Source organism: Halomonas sp. WWR20 (assembly GCF_054602495.1).
On sequence record NZ_JBTRHR010000004.1, the window covers coordinates 258993 to 273783 of the forward strand.

The window sequence follows — 14791 nt, forward strand, 5'->3', positions numbered from 1 at the left end:
ACCATCCCGTCTGTCAGTGCGGGAGCGGTCACGTCACGGCTTCTCCAGCGAGGGTCGGCTCTGATCGCGAGTTCCGATTCCGGCTAGTCATTTTCCCGCACCGCCTTACACTGGAGCATACCCTCACCACCGGAATACTGCCGTGCTGGATCGGGATATTTGCCGTCAGGCCCGTCTGTCGCGTGATGCGCGCTTCGACGGCCACTTCTTCACCGCCGTGACGACCACCGGGATTTACTGCCGCCCGGTGTGTCCGGCAACGCCTCCCCATGAATACAACGTGGAGTATTACTTTACGGCCATGGAAGCGGCCCGGGCCGGCTACCGCCCTTGCCTGCGCTGCCGGCCGGAGAGCACTCCCGGCTCGCCGGCCTGGAAGGGTGTGGACACGACGCTCGAGCGTGCGCTGCGCTTGATCGATGCAGGCGCCCTGCAGGATGGCTCCCTCTATCAGCTCAGTGAACGCCTGGGAATCAGTGACCGTTACCTGCGTCAGCTATTCCAACGGCGTTTCGGCGTCTCGCCCAAGACATATGCCCTCTATCACCAATGCCTGTTCGCCAAGCAATTGCTGCATCAGACTCGCCTGTCGGTGACTGAGGTGGCCTATGCCAGCGGCTTTCGCAGCCTGCGACGTTTCAATGATTGCTTCAGCAAGCGTATGGAACTCAGCCCTGGCCAAGTTCGCCGAGAATCCACACCCCACGCCAAGGAACTGGTACTTCAGCTCGCCTATCGTCCGCCTTATCACTGGGAAGCGCTGCAAGGTTTCCTGGCCAAGCGCCTGATCGAGGGCATGGAGTGGACCGGGGACGATCATTACGGTCGCAGCTTCGTCTGGCAGCAGTCCAGAGGACATTTCACCGCCACTCACGACCCGTTACATCATCGCTTTCTGGTCGCGCTGGAGATCGACGATCTCTCGGCCATGCAAGGCGTGGTGGCCAATATCCGCCGGATGCTCGATCTGGACGCGGATACCCGAACGATCGAAAGGCATCTGGCCCGGGCGGTTCCTGGCCTGTCGTTGATCGAGGGGTTGCGCCTGCCGGGCATCTGGAGTCTTTTCGAGGCCGGTGTCCGGGCAATCCTCGGTCAGCAAGTATCGATCATGGCGGCACAACGCCTGGTACAGACACTGGTCAACCGGTTGGGCGAGCCGCTCGATGAGCGGCGGCGGTACTTTCCCGACCCCGCCCGCATCGCAGGCAGTGATCTCGCGTTCCTGAAGATGCCGGGCTCACGCCGCGAAACGCTTCACCGCTTCGCCGAAGGGTATCTAACGAATGAAACGCCGCAGGACGCCACTCGCTGGCTGGCACTGAAGGGCATCGGCCAATGGACGGTGGACTACGCCAGGATGCGTGGCGCCAGCCACCCGGATATCTGGCTGGGCGGCGACCTCGGCGTCAGGAAAGCGCTCGGTGAACTGGGCGACGCCTCGCCAGACAACGCCTCACCCTGGCGCAGTTATCTCACCTTCCAACTCTGGAATCGCTGACATGTACATAGACTATCTCGCCCTACCCTCGGAGCCTTCCCTCGGGCTGCTGGAGATACGCGCCAGTGACGCGGGGATCACCCATATTCTCTTCGTCGACGAGCCGGCCACCGCGGTGCGGGGGCATGCCCTGATCGAGCGCTGCAAGACGCAGCTTACGGAGTATTTCCAGGGCAGGCGCCACGTCTTCGACGTGCCGCTGACGCCTCAGGGCACTGCCTTTCAGCAACGGGTATGGAGTCGACTGCGCCAAGTGCCCTACGGACAGACATGCAGCTATGCGGCGATTTCGATCGATATCGGCTGCCCCAGGAGCCATCGTGCCGTGGGCGCTGCCAATGGCCGCAACCCGCTGTCGATCATCGTGCCTTGCCATCGCGTGATCGGCAGTAGCGGCAAGCTGACCGGCTATGCCGGCGGGCTGGAACGCAAGCAGTGGCTGCTGCACCATGAACAACGGTTTTCTGGAAGTCAGACTCAGCTCATGACAGCAGCGGAATGATCTCGCCACGCAGGCACTGCTCATTGACCCATAACTTGCCCAGGGTGATCGGCAGCTTGAAGCGCCGCTTGCCGGCACCTCCGGGGTTGAACAGCAACCGATTCCCCACCCACTCGTTGCGTGGTTTGTGGGAATGGCCGTGAAGCACGGCATCGCAAGGTTCATCGGCATAATCAGCGATATTGTGCACCAAGTGCAGCCGCCAACCGTTGACGATGAGAGCCTGTGTGGCGGGGAGGCGCTCGGCCCATGGCTGAGTGTCGATATTGCCGCGCACGGTAAACAGCGGCGCCATGTCAGCGAGACGTGCAAGAATCACTTCATCTCCCACGTCGCCCAGATGCACGATCAGCTCGCACCCCTGCAGCGCCGAGACGGCCTCCTCGCGCAGCAGACCGTGAGTGTCGGCGATCACTCCGACTGGAGAATCGAGATCGAAGCTTGGGGTCGGCTCGGACATGGCATTTCCTTGCATGCGGCGGTGTGCTGTCACCAGCGTACACCGCAAGGCGCAATTCGATAACGCGTTAATGTCAGCTCAACGGCATGGCTACTCGACGGGCGACATTTCAACTTCGCGAAGATGCCTTTCGAGGGCGAACACATGGTCATCCTGATGGCCGAGTTCGCGTAGCGCGTCGGCCAGATAGAGCAGATAATCCCGATTGGGACCGCTCGGCCCCGTCGAACATGCAATCTGCCGGGCCAGCTCATACTCCGGCGCCGGCCCCAGCCACGCCGCGTTATCCTCGGCAGCGATATATACCAGCCCTTCGACCTCGTCACCGTCATCGAAGCGCAGGGGCATGACCAGACGTAGATAGCCGTTCTTTTCGCGATGATCGAGATGCTCGAAGACTTCGGGCGTGACGAGATACGCCATACCGATGCAGAGGCTATCTTTCTCGGGAATCAACGTGACCACGCGCCCCGGAGCTTCCGGCGTGCCGCGATGATCGTGCGACCCCTGCCAGAAGCGCCGCGCCCAGCCGGTGATGCTGGCAGCCCGGCGCGTCACGTAGGGAAAATCCGCCTTGTAGATCAAGGAGCCGTAACCGAACAGCCAGACTTGGTCATGACCATCGAAGTGAGTCATCAACCGGTTGATATCGATGGTGTTGACAGACATGGAAGCGCTCGTCTCCTCGGCCAAGTTACGTTGGAATGACTGAGTGACCACTATAACGCACCCTTTACAGCCTCGTATCGCCATGAAAGACGATGAATCCGCATCTATTTGCACGCATCCCGGCAGGCAAAAAAAGACCCCGCCATGATGGCGAGGTCCTGTTCTACCCTAGCCTACGGCACTGGGCCGGAGGCGCTCAGGGCGACTTAGGCGGTGGCTTCGGCCCGAGCTTCAGTGAACTGCTGCTCGGCGCTATTGGCCGACTGATCGCTAAGACGCTGTTGTGACTGAGCCGTCTGAGCGTTGATCGGGATCTGACGTGGGCGTTGCTCTTCCGGCACCACGCGTAGCAGATCGACAACCAGCAGACCATTTTCGAGCCGTGCGCCCTGCACCTCGATATTCTCGTCCAGGCGGAACGAGAGTTTGAAGGCACGCTGAGCGATGCCCCGATGCAGATAGGTCACCTGGGCATTATCGGCCGTGTCGGGCTTGACGCTACTGATGGTCAGCACGCGATTCTCGACGTCGACGTTGAGTTCGTCTTTGGCGAAGCCCGCCGCGGCGATCACGATCTGATAGTCGTTCTCGCCGCGCTTCTCGACGTTATATGGCGGATAGCTGGGCGCATCGCTTTGCATCGCATATTCGAACAGGTCATTGAGACGGTCGAAACCAATACTGCGACGGAAAAGCGGTGATAGTGACATGGTATTCATGACAAACCTCCTGATTTATCAGCGAAGCTCTACAATTGGCAAACCCACTCGGGTGGCGTTTACCGCCTCGGGCCCTGCCTTTCGGCACCTGCCCCAGGCATTATGTTAAATAGTAGCTTCAAGAAAAATTTCAAGGGCCAGGCGAAAAATTTGTCCTGGCTTCGCGAATGCCATTTCATCTTTCCCATGCGGCTGGTAATAGTGGGAACTGTCTGCCCGTTTTCAACAGGTGTCTCTTGGCTATTTGCCGGGGGCGAGTATGGCACTGCGTCGCTTGTGGCAACGCAGAATCACTTGGCGAAGGCTGTCTGCCGGAAAGCGGGCAAGGAAGGCGTTAGCTACCGAACCATGTCCGCAGCCACTAGCGAGGCATACGGGCATGGTATCGGGATATTAATGGGCGTTGGCGTTACTCGGGCAGGTCCGTCACTGCTCCAAGCGACGCCGAGCTGACCGTTCGCGCATATTTGGCCAACGCGCCGCGGGTATAGCGCGGCGCGGGTTGCTGCCAGGCAGTGCGTCGGCGCAACAGTTCGTCATTGCTGAGATTGACCGTCAGCGAATCGGCCTCGGCGTCGATGGTGATCTCATCGCCATCTTCGATCAGCGCGATCGGCCCGCCATTGAACGCCTCCGGCGTAATGTGGCCGACCACGAAGCCGTGGCTGCCGCCGGAGAAGCGCCCATCGGTAATCAGCGCTACGTCGTTGCCCAGCCCACGCCCCATGATCGCCGAAGTCGGTGTCAGCATCTCGCGCATCCCGGGACCGCCGCGTGGCCCTTCGTAGCGGATCACCAGCACATCGCCGGCCACCACCGTGCCGTCATTGATACGTGCCTGTGCTTCCTCCTCCGAGCCGAATACCCGGGCGCGTCCGGTAAAGCGGGTGCCCTCCTTGCCGGTAATCTTGGCCACCGCCCCTTCGGGAGCGAGATTGCCGTAAAGAATGCGCAGGTGGCTCTGCGCCTTGAGCGGCTTGTCGAGTGGAGCGATGATATTCTGATCATCCGGGTAGGGTGCCACCTCGGCGAGGTTCTCGGCCAGCGTCTTGCCGGTCACTGTCAGGCAGTCTCCGTGCAGCAGTCCGGCGTCGAGCAGATTCTTCATCAACGGCTGGATGCCCCCGATCGCCACCAGCTCGCTCATCATGTAATGGCCGCTGGGGCGCAGGTCGGCGACCACCGGCACGCGCTTGCCGATCTCGGTAAAATCATTCAGCCTCAGCTCGACACCGATGGTGTTGGCCATGGCGATCAGGTGCAGTACCGCGTTGGTCGAGCCTCCCAGGGCGATCACCACGGTAACGGCGTTTTCGAATGCTTGACGCGTCATGATATCCGACGGTTTGATGTCGCGCTCGAGTAGCTTGAGCACGGCGGCACCGGCGGCGCGGCTGTCGTCGCGTTTGGTGTCGGAAACGGCATTTTGCGCCGAGCTGCCGGGCAGGCTCATGCCCAGCGCCTCGATCGCCGACGCCATGGTATTGGCGGTGTACATGCCGCCGCAGGAGCCGGGACCGGGAATCGCCGTCTCTTCGATCTGCTTGACGTCGATCAGCGACATGTTGCCCTGGGAGTGGGCCCCCATCGCCTCGAACACCGAGACGATATCGGTATGTCCCGCGCCCGGCAGGATAGTACCGCCATACACGAAGATGCTGGGGCGGTTGAGCCGCGCCAGCCCCATCATGCAGCCCGGCATGTTCTTGTCGCAGCCACCCACCGCGACCAGGCCGTCGAAGCCCTCGCAGCCGGCCACCGTTTCGATCGAGTCGGCAATTACCTCGCGCGACACCATCGAATACTTCATGCCCTCGGTACCGTTGGCGATACCATCGCTGATGGTAATGGTGTTGAACACCACGCCCTTGCCACCGGCCTCGTCGGCGCCGGCGCTAGCCTCATCAGCGAGAATATTGATGTGGCTATTGCAGGGAGTGACACGACTCCAGGTCGAAGCGATACCGACCTGCGGCTTGTGAAAATCCTCATCGGTAAAGCCTACCGCACGCAGCATGGCGCGACTGGCGGCCTTACCCGGGCCGTCGACGACCGGGCCGGAGTGGCGGCGGCGTTTATCGTATTGCGGGGTCTGTTCATCGCTCATGTCATCGGTCTCATACGATTTTGGGTCAGGTCAGGTTAATGCGATCTTGGCCGCCAGATGCAGCTCGATGCAAGACGTCTGCTGCACACGGGTCATCCTGGCTGGATGTGGACATCCACGACCGGCCCGGATGAGAACCGCGCCGGACATCCCGAACACAAAACAAAACCCGTGCTTTTGGCACGGGTCCGGGAATCTTCCCTGCGAGGTTTGCTGGCTGGCTATCCCAGAATCGCCTAGCCCAAGGCGAACTGCGCAACCAATGTCAAAACGACAGCGGCACCCGCTGCAACCAGCGCTGCGACCAACAAGCGATCATCGCGGGACTTGTCTTCGGTGAGCGGAATTGCCTTGACTTCGGGCTCCTGAGGGCGGGAGTGGCGTCGGGACATGGGGCGCTCCTTGACGATATGCGGGGCAATGGCCCGCGGGGTATGAAGATGATGACGGCGGACATCCTTGGTCTGCTCATTTAGATACTAGCGCACGAATCAGGTTCCCTCATTATGAAACTACTACTCAGTAAGTAGCATCATCAGACAATTCACCGATCCGCTACCCATTCGACCCGCGACGGAGGCAGGCAGATGCCATGACGATCCTGAACAGGATTCAGCGCTCCCCCTTCAGCCACTGCGGCTGTAGCTCGTGCTGGCCACGCTCATCAGTGACGAATAAGGTACCTTCGCTGATCATCAGGTTCCACTTGAGCCCTCTCGGTAATTCGCGAGCCAGTTCAGCCAGCGGCTCCTGGGGCAGTGCGGCAATGTGAAGGTTATTCAGCGAAGCGACGGCCGACAGCACCTTCGACTCCCAGACACGCAGGCTGCCGTAGGTCAATAGCGAAACCCGTTCGGCACGTCGCGAACACCAAGTCAGGCGTTCGGCATCGGGCTGGCCGACCTCGATCCAATGCAGGATGCGACCGTCCAGGCTCTTCTCCCACAGGGCCGGCTCATCGACCTCCGACAAGCCGCGGCCGAAGGCGAGCTGCTCGCCGTACCACAGCGCGTGAGCCAACAGTCGAACGACCAGACGCTCCTCGGTTTCCGAGGGATGGCGCGCGACCGTGAAGCGCTGATTGTCATAAACGCCTCGATCGAGATCGGTAAGACTGAGTTCAATTTTATAGGGAGTAGCAGACAAGGCCATGAGGCAGGCATTTCCAGACAGTTCAGGAGTGCATCAGTCTATCTGGAAATACCTTGAAAAACGCGTCACAGCCACGGCTTATTCCCACGAGAGCGAATCGACACTATCCATCCCTGCATACGGGGCTCGCTCATTTTGCCTGAAGTTGCTCGGCCAACCATGCTCGCGCCCCACTATCGCCGGCACGCTCTGCGCGTTCGGCGAGTTCCATGGCCAACGCGATATCGTCAGCGGCCAGGGCGGCACGCATCAGGCGCCGGAAATCCAGCCCCTCCAGCGCCGGCGGGGATACGTCCGCCGCAGCTGCATCAGCCTCGGTCACCGTTGCCTTTCCCTGGGACATGCGCGTCTTCGACGTGCCCAGCAAGGGAGCCAACAATCCCTCCCCCTCCCCTAACGGCTTGACGGTCAACTCGACCTCACCCTGGGCACGGTGCTGGGCCCGCGGATTGCGTATCGCAGGCTCGGCCAGGTGTCGCGCACGTGCCCTGGCACGCTCCGGGTGCAACAGTTGCGTGTCATTCGCCAGGGCGTGCTCGCTGGTCATTATCACGACCCGGTCGGCATCCTCTCCCGGCGTCACGGCAAATGCCAGCCTCAACCTGTCCGGACGCAGGCCCTTCGCCGGCTGATATACGAAATCCTGCCAACCGAAGCGGCGTTGCACCTGTCCCCTCTCATCGAGCACGAGTATGGATGGCGCGAACACGCTCAAGTGCCCCTGGGCATCACGCGCCACGTCACTGGTCCAGACAAGCTCCAAGGGGCCTTGCTGACGCGGCAGCGTGAGTGCATGAAAAGGGCTTTTGCCGGTCTCGAAGCGATGCACCGGTGCGTGCGGACCAAAGGCCAGGGTCACTTCGCCCGGCGACGCCAACGGTGTGGCGGGAAGCCCGGCTAGCGTTTGACAGCAATCAACGGCCTGGCGTAACCAGGCATCCTCATGGCGTGGCGTATCAGGCACTGGAGCGGTCGCCGCACAGCCGCCCATCAGGACCAGGCTCATGGCGATTATCAGCCTTTGCGGAGTTTGCACAACGTCTCTCCTCAACAACCGATGCCTCGTACAAGGCACCGATAAGCAACGATCAAAGCGAAGGTATCGCGCAATGCGGCCCAACGGAGGATTCCCCGTTGAGCCAGCCCCTCATGGATCACCACCAGGCCTCGAACTGAACGCCGTACGTCAGGCCATCGTCCTCCCCATCCTCAATCGACTCGCTAGCGGCGTTGTAAACGGCGCCATCCCAGTTGGCATAGGTCACGAAGGTACGAATGACCGGGCGCGCCATGGCCCCGCGGCCCGCGGACCACTGCTGAGCCAGGGTCAACTTGGTCAGATCGGCCGTTTCCAGACCGCTCTCCTGGGGATCCACCCGGTCATAGCCCAGCTCCACGGCGGTACTCATGATGTCGGTCCAGTAGTAAGTCGGTCGAACCCCCGCCGACATCCAGGTCTGGCCCTCTCCATTGTCGAGATCACGGTCCTCGTAGATCGCGGCGTAGAGCATATCGACGTTGGGCGAAAGATTGACCAGGCCATGGTCGATAACCCGGACCATGCTGCCTTCCGGCGTGGTGGAGGCGGTAGAGACGCGGCCCGAGCTGCCAATGATACCGTCGGTGGCGTATTGCACGACAAACTTGTTGAAGCCGCCGAACCAGTCGCCCTGGACATGCTCAAGCGTCAGCATATGCCCTTTTTCGGGATCGGCATCGGCATCTTCCTGAGCGTCGGTCAATGTCGCCGCGCCATAGTCATAGCCTAACTCCAGCGTGCCCCCCGGATTGGTTTGCAAGCCCGCCAGGCGAATGTCCACGGTGTCGTTGGCCAGGTTCTGCTGTGCATCGGGAAACTCATTGTCCTCGCTGGTATTGCGCAGCCAGGCCAGGCTCAACTGGCCGAAGCCCAGATCGATGTTCTCGATCCCGGCACCGGGCCCGGAGAGGTCCCAATAGTAGTAGTCGTTCATGTGAATATCGTGGCGCTGATAGAAACGCTTGCCCGCCCATAGGGTGGCGTTGGGCAGCGCCTCGACGACACCGGTAGCCTGAACGTTGAGCTGACGCAGCGCCAAGTCGGCATCATCGCTGTCGACGGATTCCCAATCGTCGGACTGGCCCGTCGAATAGGCTACCAAGCTGTCGAAGTAGAAGCTCTTGCCGTCCTGCTCGTAGAGCGTCGAGCCGAATCCCAGTTCGGCATAGGTGTCGCATTCGTTGCCCAGACGATACTTGGCACTGGCGCCTCGGGCCTGGAAACAGGCCTGATCGCCGCCGCCGGAGGTGGCGCCGATGCCTGAGCGCGCATAGCCGTGAAAGTCGATGTCGCTCGTATCGGCGGCGGCGGACGCCGATACCCCCCATACCGCGGCAGCGGCGATAGATGAAAATATCAGCGGTGCGTGACGTGAGAGTCGCATGTCAGTCCTCTTTATTGTTGTGCAGTTCGCCTGGTCCATGCCGACTCATTAGGCGGAACGTCCAGGACGGGGTGTACAGCGCCTAGCACCCCACGTGAATTTTCGCCTGGCTCGCTCGGGAGGGGCTCCTTAGCGAGCGAAGCACCTTGAAGAAGCATAAAGGCAACAGCGAAACGGAGCCAGTCTTCAGGGGAATGGATCGCACAGCGCTAACCAGGGCTGGCTTGTCAAACGCGCTGAAACGGGTAGACACTACCGATCCCCAAAATGGAAGTCAGCTCATCCAGTGCAGTCAGGGTCTCCTCGGCGAGCTGCGGGTCGGCGAGATCGCCAGCCGCCAGCCGGTCGCGATAGTGACGTTCCACCCAGCCGGTCAGGGCGGCGTACAGGGCGTCATCCAGCAGCACGCACCCCGTCAGCCGCTGCCGCTCGGCCTCGGAGAGCGCCACCCGCAGCCGCAGACAGGCAGGGCCGCCGCCGTTGCGCATGCTCTGCTTGACGTCCTTGACCAATACTTCGCCGATTGGATTGTGGCCGGCCAGCAGCAGATCCTGCACGGTCCGCCATACGGCCTCGTTCTCCTGGCATTCACCGGGTACCACCAGCGTCATGCTGCCATCGGGATTGCTGAGCAACTGCGAGTTGAACAGATAGGTACTGACCGCATCGTCGAGGCTCACCGCTTCCGACGGCACGCGCAGCGGAATCAATGGCGTGTTCATCTTGTCACGCAGAGCGTCCAGCGTGGCCTGTTCGTCGAGAAACGCCATCTCGTGATAGAGCAACAGCGGGCCGTTGCCCACGGCAATCACATCGTTGTGAAACACCCCGGCATCGATGGCGCCAGGGTGTTGCTGGGCAAAGACCGTCTGTGCCTCCGTCAGGCCATGTTGGCGCGCCACGGCCTGGCTGGCCTCCAGCGTCTGACGCGCCGGGTAGCGCTTGGGTGCCACGCGCTGACGAGTCTCGCTACCGAACGCCTGGCGACCGTAGACGTAGAGATGCACGCCAACATCGCCATGCGAAGCGGCCAGACGCGTATGGTTGGCCGCGCCCTCGTCGGCGAAGGCCGGCGTCGCCGGCAGCACCGGGTGATGCGCGAAGCACTGTTCATCGGCGAAGATCGCCGCCAGCACGCGGGCGGTGGTCTGCGGCTCGAGAAAGCGATGAAAGCTCGACTGCAAGTTGGCCGGCGTGAAATGCACGCGGCCGTCCTGGCTATCGCGACTCGGCGTGACGGTGGCGGCGTTTGCCGTCCACATGCTCGACGCCGAGCACACCGCGCGCAGCAATTGCGGTGCCTCCCGGGCGGCACGCTCGAGCACCTGCGCATTGCTGCCGGAAAAGCCCAGATCGCGCAGCGCACCGAGATCCGGGCGCTGCTGAGGCGGCAATACCCCCTGGGCATAGCCGGCATCCTTCAAGTCCTTCATCTTGGCCAGTCCCTGCAGCGCCGCCTCGCGGGGGTTGGCCACCTGCCCCTCATGGCGCATCGAAGCCACGTTGCCATGCGCCAGTCCGGCGTAGTTGTGAGTCGGCCCCACCAGACCGTCGAAGTTGACTTCGCATGTTCCTGCGTCGGGTAACGTCATAACGTCACTCCCGGTGGCAGGGAGTCGGGCAGCAGCAGCGCCTCGGCCTCCATCGAGGCGACCGGATAGGCACAATAATCGGCGGCGTAATAGGCGCTGGGACGATGGTTGCCACTATCGCCGATGCCGCCGAAAGGCGCATCGCTCGACGCGCCGGTGGTCTGGCGGTTCCAGTTGACGATACCCGCGCGGATGCGCAGCAGGAAATCCTCCCAGTCGGCGCGCTCGCCGCCGATCAGCCCGGCGGATAGCCCGTAGCGGGTGTCGTTGGCGAGTTCTATCGCCTCGTCCCAGTCGCGGTAGCGATGCACCTTGAGCAGCGGGCCGAAGTGCTCCTCGTCGGGAATCCGCAGCCCGGTGACGTCGATCAGCGCCGGACTGAGCAGGCTGGTGCCCTCCTCGAGGCGCCGCATGCGCGCCAGCACGGTACCGCCCAGCTCCTCGAGATCCTCCTGGGCATGCAGCAGGCCGTCGGCCGCCGCACGACTGACCAAGCCGCCATAGAAAGGCGCCGGTTCCGCGAAAGGCCCCGCGACACGCAGCTTACCGATAGCCTCGGCCAAGGCTTCGAGCAGTCGATCGCCCACCGGCCCCTGGGGTACCATCAGGCGACGTGCACAGGTGCAGCGCTGCCCCCCGGAAAGGAACGCGGACTGCAGAATGGTCAGTACCGCGGCTTCCTGATCGGGCACGTTCCTGACCACCAGCGGATTGTTGCCGCCCAGCTCCAACGCCAGGATCTTGCTGACCTGACCGGCAAACTGCTTATGGAGCAGGCCGCCGATCTTGGCGCTGCCGGTGAACAGCAAACCGTCGATATCCCCCGCGCCGGCCAACGCCTGCCCCACCGGCGCAGCACCTTGCACCAGATTGATCACTCCCGCCGGCAAGCCCGCCTCCTGCCAGCACTGCAGGGTCAGGTCCGCGGTCATCGGGGTCTGTTCGCTGGGCTTGAAAACCACGCAGTTGCCGGCCAGCAGCGCCGGGATGATGTGCCCGTTGGGCAGATGCCCGGGAAAATTGTAGGGGCCGAACACCGCCAGCACGCCATGCGGGCGATGGCGCACCACGGCTCGCACGCCACCCGCGCCGGCACTGGCGTCGCCCAGATCGCGGCTGCGTTCGCCGGTGCGCTCCTGATGGGCGGTCATGGAGATCGCCACCTTGGCGATCATCGCCCCGACTTCCGTGCGCGCCTCCCACAGCGGCTTGCCGGTCTCCTGGGCAATGGCCGTAGCCAGCGCTTCACGGTTGCTCTCCAGGCGCTCCCTGAAGCGCTCGACGAGCTGCTGACGTTCGCCAAAGGAGTGGCGCGCCCAGCCGGGAAACGCTTGGCGAGCGGCCTGAACGGCCGACTCGACCTGTGCCGGGCTGGCCGCGGCGGCGGCCCACAGCGGCTGTTGCGATACCGGATCGATCTTGGCGAAGACACTCGCCTCGCCATCGACCCAGGCCCCTCCGATCAGCAGTTGCTGCTTGGCTTGCATGGCATTTCTCCCATTCAGCGCATGATACCGATGCACGGCTAAAGCATGTTGTTCAACGGCGGCTCAGGCTTCCAGCACCCGTAGGGTATCGCCTGTCTCGACCCTGAGGCGGCGCGCCTCCCGTATCGACAACCTCACTACCCCCTCGGCATTCGGCCCATGACCGACCCAAGTGGCGCGGAAATCGCGCATGCCGGTCGTGCCGGCCATCCAGGTGCGGCGTGAGTGCGAATCCGGCTCGTCATTCGCGACGACCTCCACCAGGCAGTGGCGAGATTCACGCACTGCGCGCACGTCGTCGAGATAGGCCTCTACCGTGGGGCCGCCATCGAAGATGTCGATATAGCCCTCCCAGCGCAGCCCTTCCTTCTTGAGCATTTCCAGGGCCGGGCGTGTGTGCTCGTGCACCTGGCCGATACAGGTGCGAGCCTCTTCGGAGAGAAACGGCGTGTAAATGGGAAACTTGGGCATCAACTCGCCGATGAAGCTTTTCTGTCCCAGGCCGGTAAGCCGATCGGCCTCGTGGAAATCCACCGGGAAGAAATGGCTGCCCAGGCAAGTCCAGAACGGGCTTACGCCCTGAGCGTCGAACACCCCGCGCATCTCCGCCAATACCTTCTGCGGAAAGCGATCGCGAAACTCGGCCATGAACAGCCAGCGCGCCTTGGACAGCAGCGCGCCGTTGCGCTCGTGGCGCCGGTCGCTGCCGCGAAACTCGGGACGCAGGAAGAGCGAGCAGACCTCGGCATCGCCGGTGTGATCGGAGCTCAGAAACAGCGTGTCGATGGTGCGATGCAGGTCGAGCTGCACCGAGGAGTGCGCCAACGTCCCCACTCGGTAATTGTAGAACGGCATGTCGCGGCCGACCTGCCCCTCGATGGCGCAGCAACCCGCCAGCTCGCCGGTGTCCTCGTCCTCGAGCACGAAGAAGTACAGCCGATCGTCGAGCGGTGAGTGTTCTTCGAAGGCGCTGACGGCGCGGGTGATCTTGGCCACCAGAAAATCGTGATTCTCGGGCAGCGAAGTGAATCCCACCCCGGTCTGTCGCGCCAGTATCATCAAACCTTCGATATCGCGCTGAGCGATGGGGCGAATCAGCATTATGGCGCTCCCTCGTCAAAATCCTCTTCGGCGGCCGTCAATCCCAGTGGCGCGGCCAGCACCGCGCGCCCCTCCTCGACGCCCAGCAGCTCGGCATGTTCCGGCGACAGCATCAACTGGCCGGTGGGCGACAGCGCGTAACGCGCCACCACGCAGCGGAACTCGGCGAGCTTCTGATTAGCGACCAGCGCCGGTTCGGCATCCGGCAGAGCATGCGCGGGACGAATTCGCACCGGATGCCAGCCACAATCGCGCAGCGTCCTGAGCCGGTCGCGCTCACTGCGAATCACCGGCCCGGCATCGAAGATATCGACATGTCGCGAGCGCACGAAGCCTTCGGCGAGCATTTCCGCCATGGCACTCTCGTGTGCAGGATGCTCGCGACCGATGGCCGCCCGCGCCGCAGGCGTGAGCAGCGGCAGATAGAGGGGAAATTGCGGCATCACCTCGGCGATAAAGCTCTTCGAGCGCACCCCGGCGAGATGATTGATTTCCTGATAGCCACGGACGAAGAAGTGTCGGCCTACGCTGTTCCAGAACGGCGACTCGCCCTCGGCATCGAGAAAGCCGGGGAAGGCCACGGCCAGCGTCTCGGCAAAGCGCTCGGGATACTGAGCAATGAACATCAACCGCGCACGACGCAGCAGGCTCTCAGCGCTGGTCCCCTTGTAGCGCGCATCCAGCGAGAGCGCGCAGAGTAACGTCACTTCCGACATTTCATGCGACAGCGACAGCGTCTGTACCTCACGGCGCACGTTGAGTTGCTGCGAGGCGTGGATCAGCGTTTCCTGGCGATAGGTGTAATAGGCATCGTGCGCCCCGGCCTGGGCACGGATGCTGGCGGTGCCTACCACTTCGTCACGCTCGAGATCCTCGAGAACGAAGGTATAGGCCTGCTCACCGGGAAAGTCCGCCTCGCGCGACATGGCACGCACCGAGCGAGCCACGCGCTCCTCCAGCCGGTCGCGATGCGCCGGCAGGTTAGTCAGCCGCGGCGTGGCAGAACTCGCCAGCCGCTCCAGGGCCGGCAGATCCCGCGGCTGAACGGGACGAATGACAAGCATGGCGGGACCTCGGA

Annotated in this window: 14 protein-coding genes; 2 read left to right on the top strand and 12 right to left on the bottom strand. The window is 62.5% G+C overall.

Annotation, left to right across the window (positions count from 1 at the left end; all coding sequences use genetic code 11):
- Nucleotides 1-142: 142 nt before the first annotated feature.
- The gene (locus tag ACW4DH_RS09680) at nucleotides 143-1501 is read left to right on the top strand and encodes a DNA-3-methyladenine glycosylase 2 family protein (RefSeq protein ID WP_459636187.1); all 1359 of its coding nucleotides are present in this window, start codon (nucleotides 143-145) and stop codon (nucleotides 1499-1501) included.
- Nucleotide 1502: 1 nt separating this feature from the next.
- The gene (locus ACW4DH_RS09685; protein WP_459636188.1) at nucleotides 1503-2003 is read left to right on the top strand and encodes a methylated-DNA--[protein]-cysteine S-methyltransferase; all 501 of its coding nucleotides are present in this window, start codon (nucleotides 1503-1505) and stop codon (nucleotides 2001-2003) included.
- Here ACW4DH_RS09685 and ACW4DH_RS09690 read toward each other — a convergent pair.
- The 12 genes from ACW4DH_RS09690 to ACW4DH_RS09745 all read right to left on the bottom strand — a co-directional run bounded on the left by ACW4DH_RS09690 (nucleotide 1984) and on the right by ACW4DH_RS09745 (nucleotide 14777).
- A complete protein-coding gene (locus tag ACW4DH_RS09690) occupies nucleotides 1984-2463 on the bottom strand; it encodes a metallophosphoesterase family protein (RefSeq protein WP_459636189.1) in 480 nt (159 codons plus the stop codon). The genes ACW4DH_RS09685 and ACW4DH_RS09690 overlap by 20 nt on opposite strands.
- Nucleotides 2464-2553: 90 nt before the next feature.
- Nucleotides 2554-3132, bottom strand: coding sequence for a gamma-glutamylcyclotransferase (locus tag ACW4DH_RS09695; protein WP_459636190.1), 579 nt, complete (start codon nucleotides 3130-3132; stop codon nucleotides 2554-2556).
- A 206-nt stretch (nucleotides 3133-3338) separates the two neighbouring features.
- Nucleotides 3339-3851 carry an Hsp20 family protein gene (locus ACW4DH_RS09700; RefSeq protein ID WP_459636191.1) on the bottom strand — a complete coding sequence of 171 codons (513 nt, stop codon included), beginning with the start codon at nucleotides 3849-3851 and terminating at the stop codon, nucleotides 3339-3341.
- 409 nt (nucleotides 3852-4260) lie between these two features.
- Complete coding sequence (gene ilvD, locus ACW4DH_RS09705; protein ID WP_459636192.1) at nucleotides 4261-5958, bottom strand: dihydroxy-acid dehydratase; 1698 nt, start codon at nucleotides 5956-5958, stop codon at nucleotides 4261-4263.
- Nucleotides 5959-6194: 236 nt separating this feature from the next.
- The gene (locus ACW4DH_RS09710; RefSeq protein WP_459636193.1) at nucleotides 6195-6350 is read right to left on the bottom strand and encodes a hypothetical protein; all 156 of its coding nucleotides are present in this window, start codon (nucleotides 6348-6350) and stop codon (nucleotides 6195-6197) included.
- Between the two features lie 220 nt (nucleotides 6351-6570).
- Entirely contained in the window at nucleotides 6571-7110 is a 540-nt protein-coding gene (locus ACW4DH_RS09715; protein WP_459636194.1) for a YaeQ family protein, read from the bottom strand.
- A gap of 130 nt (nucleotides 7111-7240) precedes the next feature.
- Nucleotides 7241-8146, bottom strand: coding sequence for a MalM family protein (locus tag ACW4DH_RS09720; protein ID WP_459636195.1), 906 nt, complete (start codon nucleotides 8144-8146; stop codon nucleotides 7241-7243).
- 118 nt (nucleotides 8147-8264) lie between these two features.
- Nucleotides 8265-9533: a maltoporin gene (locus tag ACW4DH_RS09725; RefSeq protein WP_459636196.1), complete on the bottom strand. Its 1269-nt coding sequence runs from the start codon at nucleotides 9531-9533 to the stop codon at nucleotides 8265-8267.
- Nucleotides 9534-9760: 227 nt separating this feature from the next.
- Nucleotides 9761-11125 carry an N-succinylarginine dihydrolase gene (astB, locus tag ACW4DH_RS09730; RefSeq protein WP_459636197.1) on the bottom strand — a complete coding sequence of 455 codons (1365 nt, stop codon included), beginning with the start codon at nucleotides 11123-11125 and terminating at the stop codon, nucleotides 9761-9763.
- On the bottom strand, nucleotides 11122-12612 hold the full coding sequence (gene astD / locus ACW4DH_RS09735; protein ID WP_459636198.1) for a succinylglutamate-semialdehyde dehydrogenase: 1491 nt from the start codon (nucleotides 12610-12612) through the stop codon (nucleotides 11122-11124). The genes astB and astD overlap by 4 nt, the downstream gene beginning before the upstream one ends.
- Nucleotides 12613-12675: 63 nt before the next feature.
- The gene (astA, locus tag ACW4DH_RS09740) at nucleotides 12676-13713 is read right to left on the bottom strand and encodes an arginine N-succinyltransferase (RefSeq protein WP_459636199.1); all 1038 of its coding nucleotides are present in this window, start codon (nucleotides 13711-13713) and stop codon (nucleotides 12676-12678) included.
- Complete coding sequence (locus tag ACW4DH_RS09745; protein WP_459636200.1) at nucleotides 13713-14777, bottom strand: arginine N-succinyltransferase; 1065 nt, start codon at nucleotides 14775-14777, stop codon at nucleotides 13713-13715. Before ACW4DH_RS09745 ends, astA begins: the two co-directional genes overlap by 1 nt.
- Nucleotides 14778-14791: the final 14 nt, after the last annotated feature.

Coding starts and splice junctions, on each gene's coding strand:
- ACW4DH_RS09685 (WP_459636188.1), top strand. CDS start 1,503: ATGTACATAGACTATCTCGCCCTACCCTCGGAGCCTTCCCTCGGGCTG.
- ACW4DH_RS09690 (WP_459636189.1), bottom strand. CDS start 2,463: ATGTCCGAGCCGACCCCAAGCTTCGATCTCGATTCTCCAGTCGGAGTG.
- ACW4DH_RS09695 (WP_459636190.1), bottom strand. CDS start 3,132: ATGTCTGTCAACACCATCGATATCAACCGGTTGATGACTCACTTCGAT.
- ACW4DH_RS09700 (WP_459636191.1), bottom strand. CDS start 3,851: ATGAATACCATGTCACTATCACCGCTTTTCCGTCGCAGTATTGGTTTC.
- ilvD (WP_459636192.1), bottom strand. CDS start 5,958: ATGAGCGATGAACAGACCCCGCAATACGATAAACGCCGCCGCCACTCC.
- ACW4DH_RS09710 (WP_459636193.1), bottom strand. CDS start 6,350: ATGTCCCGACGCCACTCCCGCCCTCAGGAGCCCGAAGTCAAGGCAATT.
- ACW4DH_RS09715 (WP_459636194.1), bottom strand. CDS start 7,110: ATGGCCTTGTCTGCTACTCCCTATAAAATTGAACTCAGTCTTACCGAT.
- ACW4DH_RS09725 (WP_459636196.1), bottom strand. CDS start 9,533: ATGCGACTCTCACGTCACGCACCGCTGATATTTTCATCTATCGCCGCT.
- astB (WP_459636197.1), bottom strand. CDS start 11,125: ATGACGTTACCCGACGCAGGAACATGCGAAGTCAACTTCGACGGTCTG.
- astD (WP_459636198.1), bottom strand. CDS start 12,612: ATGCAAGCCAAGCAGCAACTGCTGATCGGAGGGGCCTGGGTCGATGGC.
- astA (WP_459636199.1), bottom strand. CDS start 13,713: ATGCTGATTCGCCCCATCGCTCAGCGCGATATCGAAGGTTTGATGATA.
- ACW4DH_RS09745 (WP_459636200.1), bottom strand. CDS start 14,777: ATGCTTGTCATTCGTCCCGTTCAGCCGCGGGATCTGCCGGCCCTGGAG.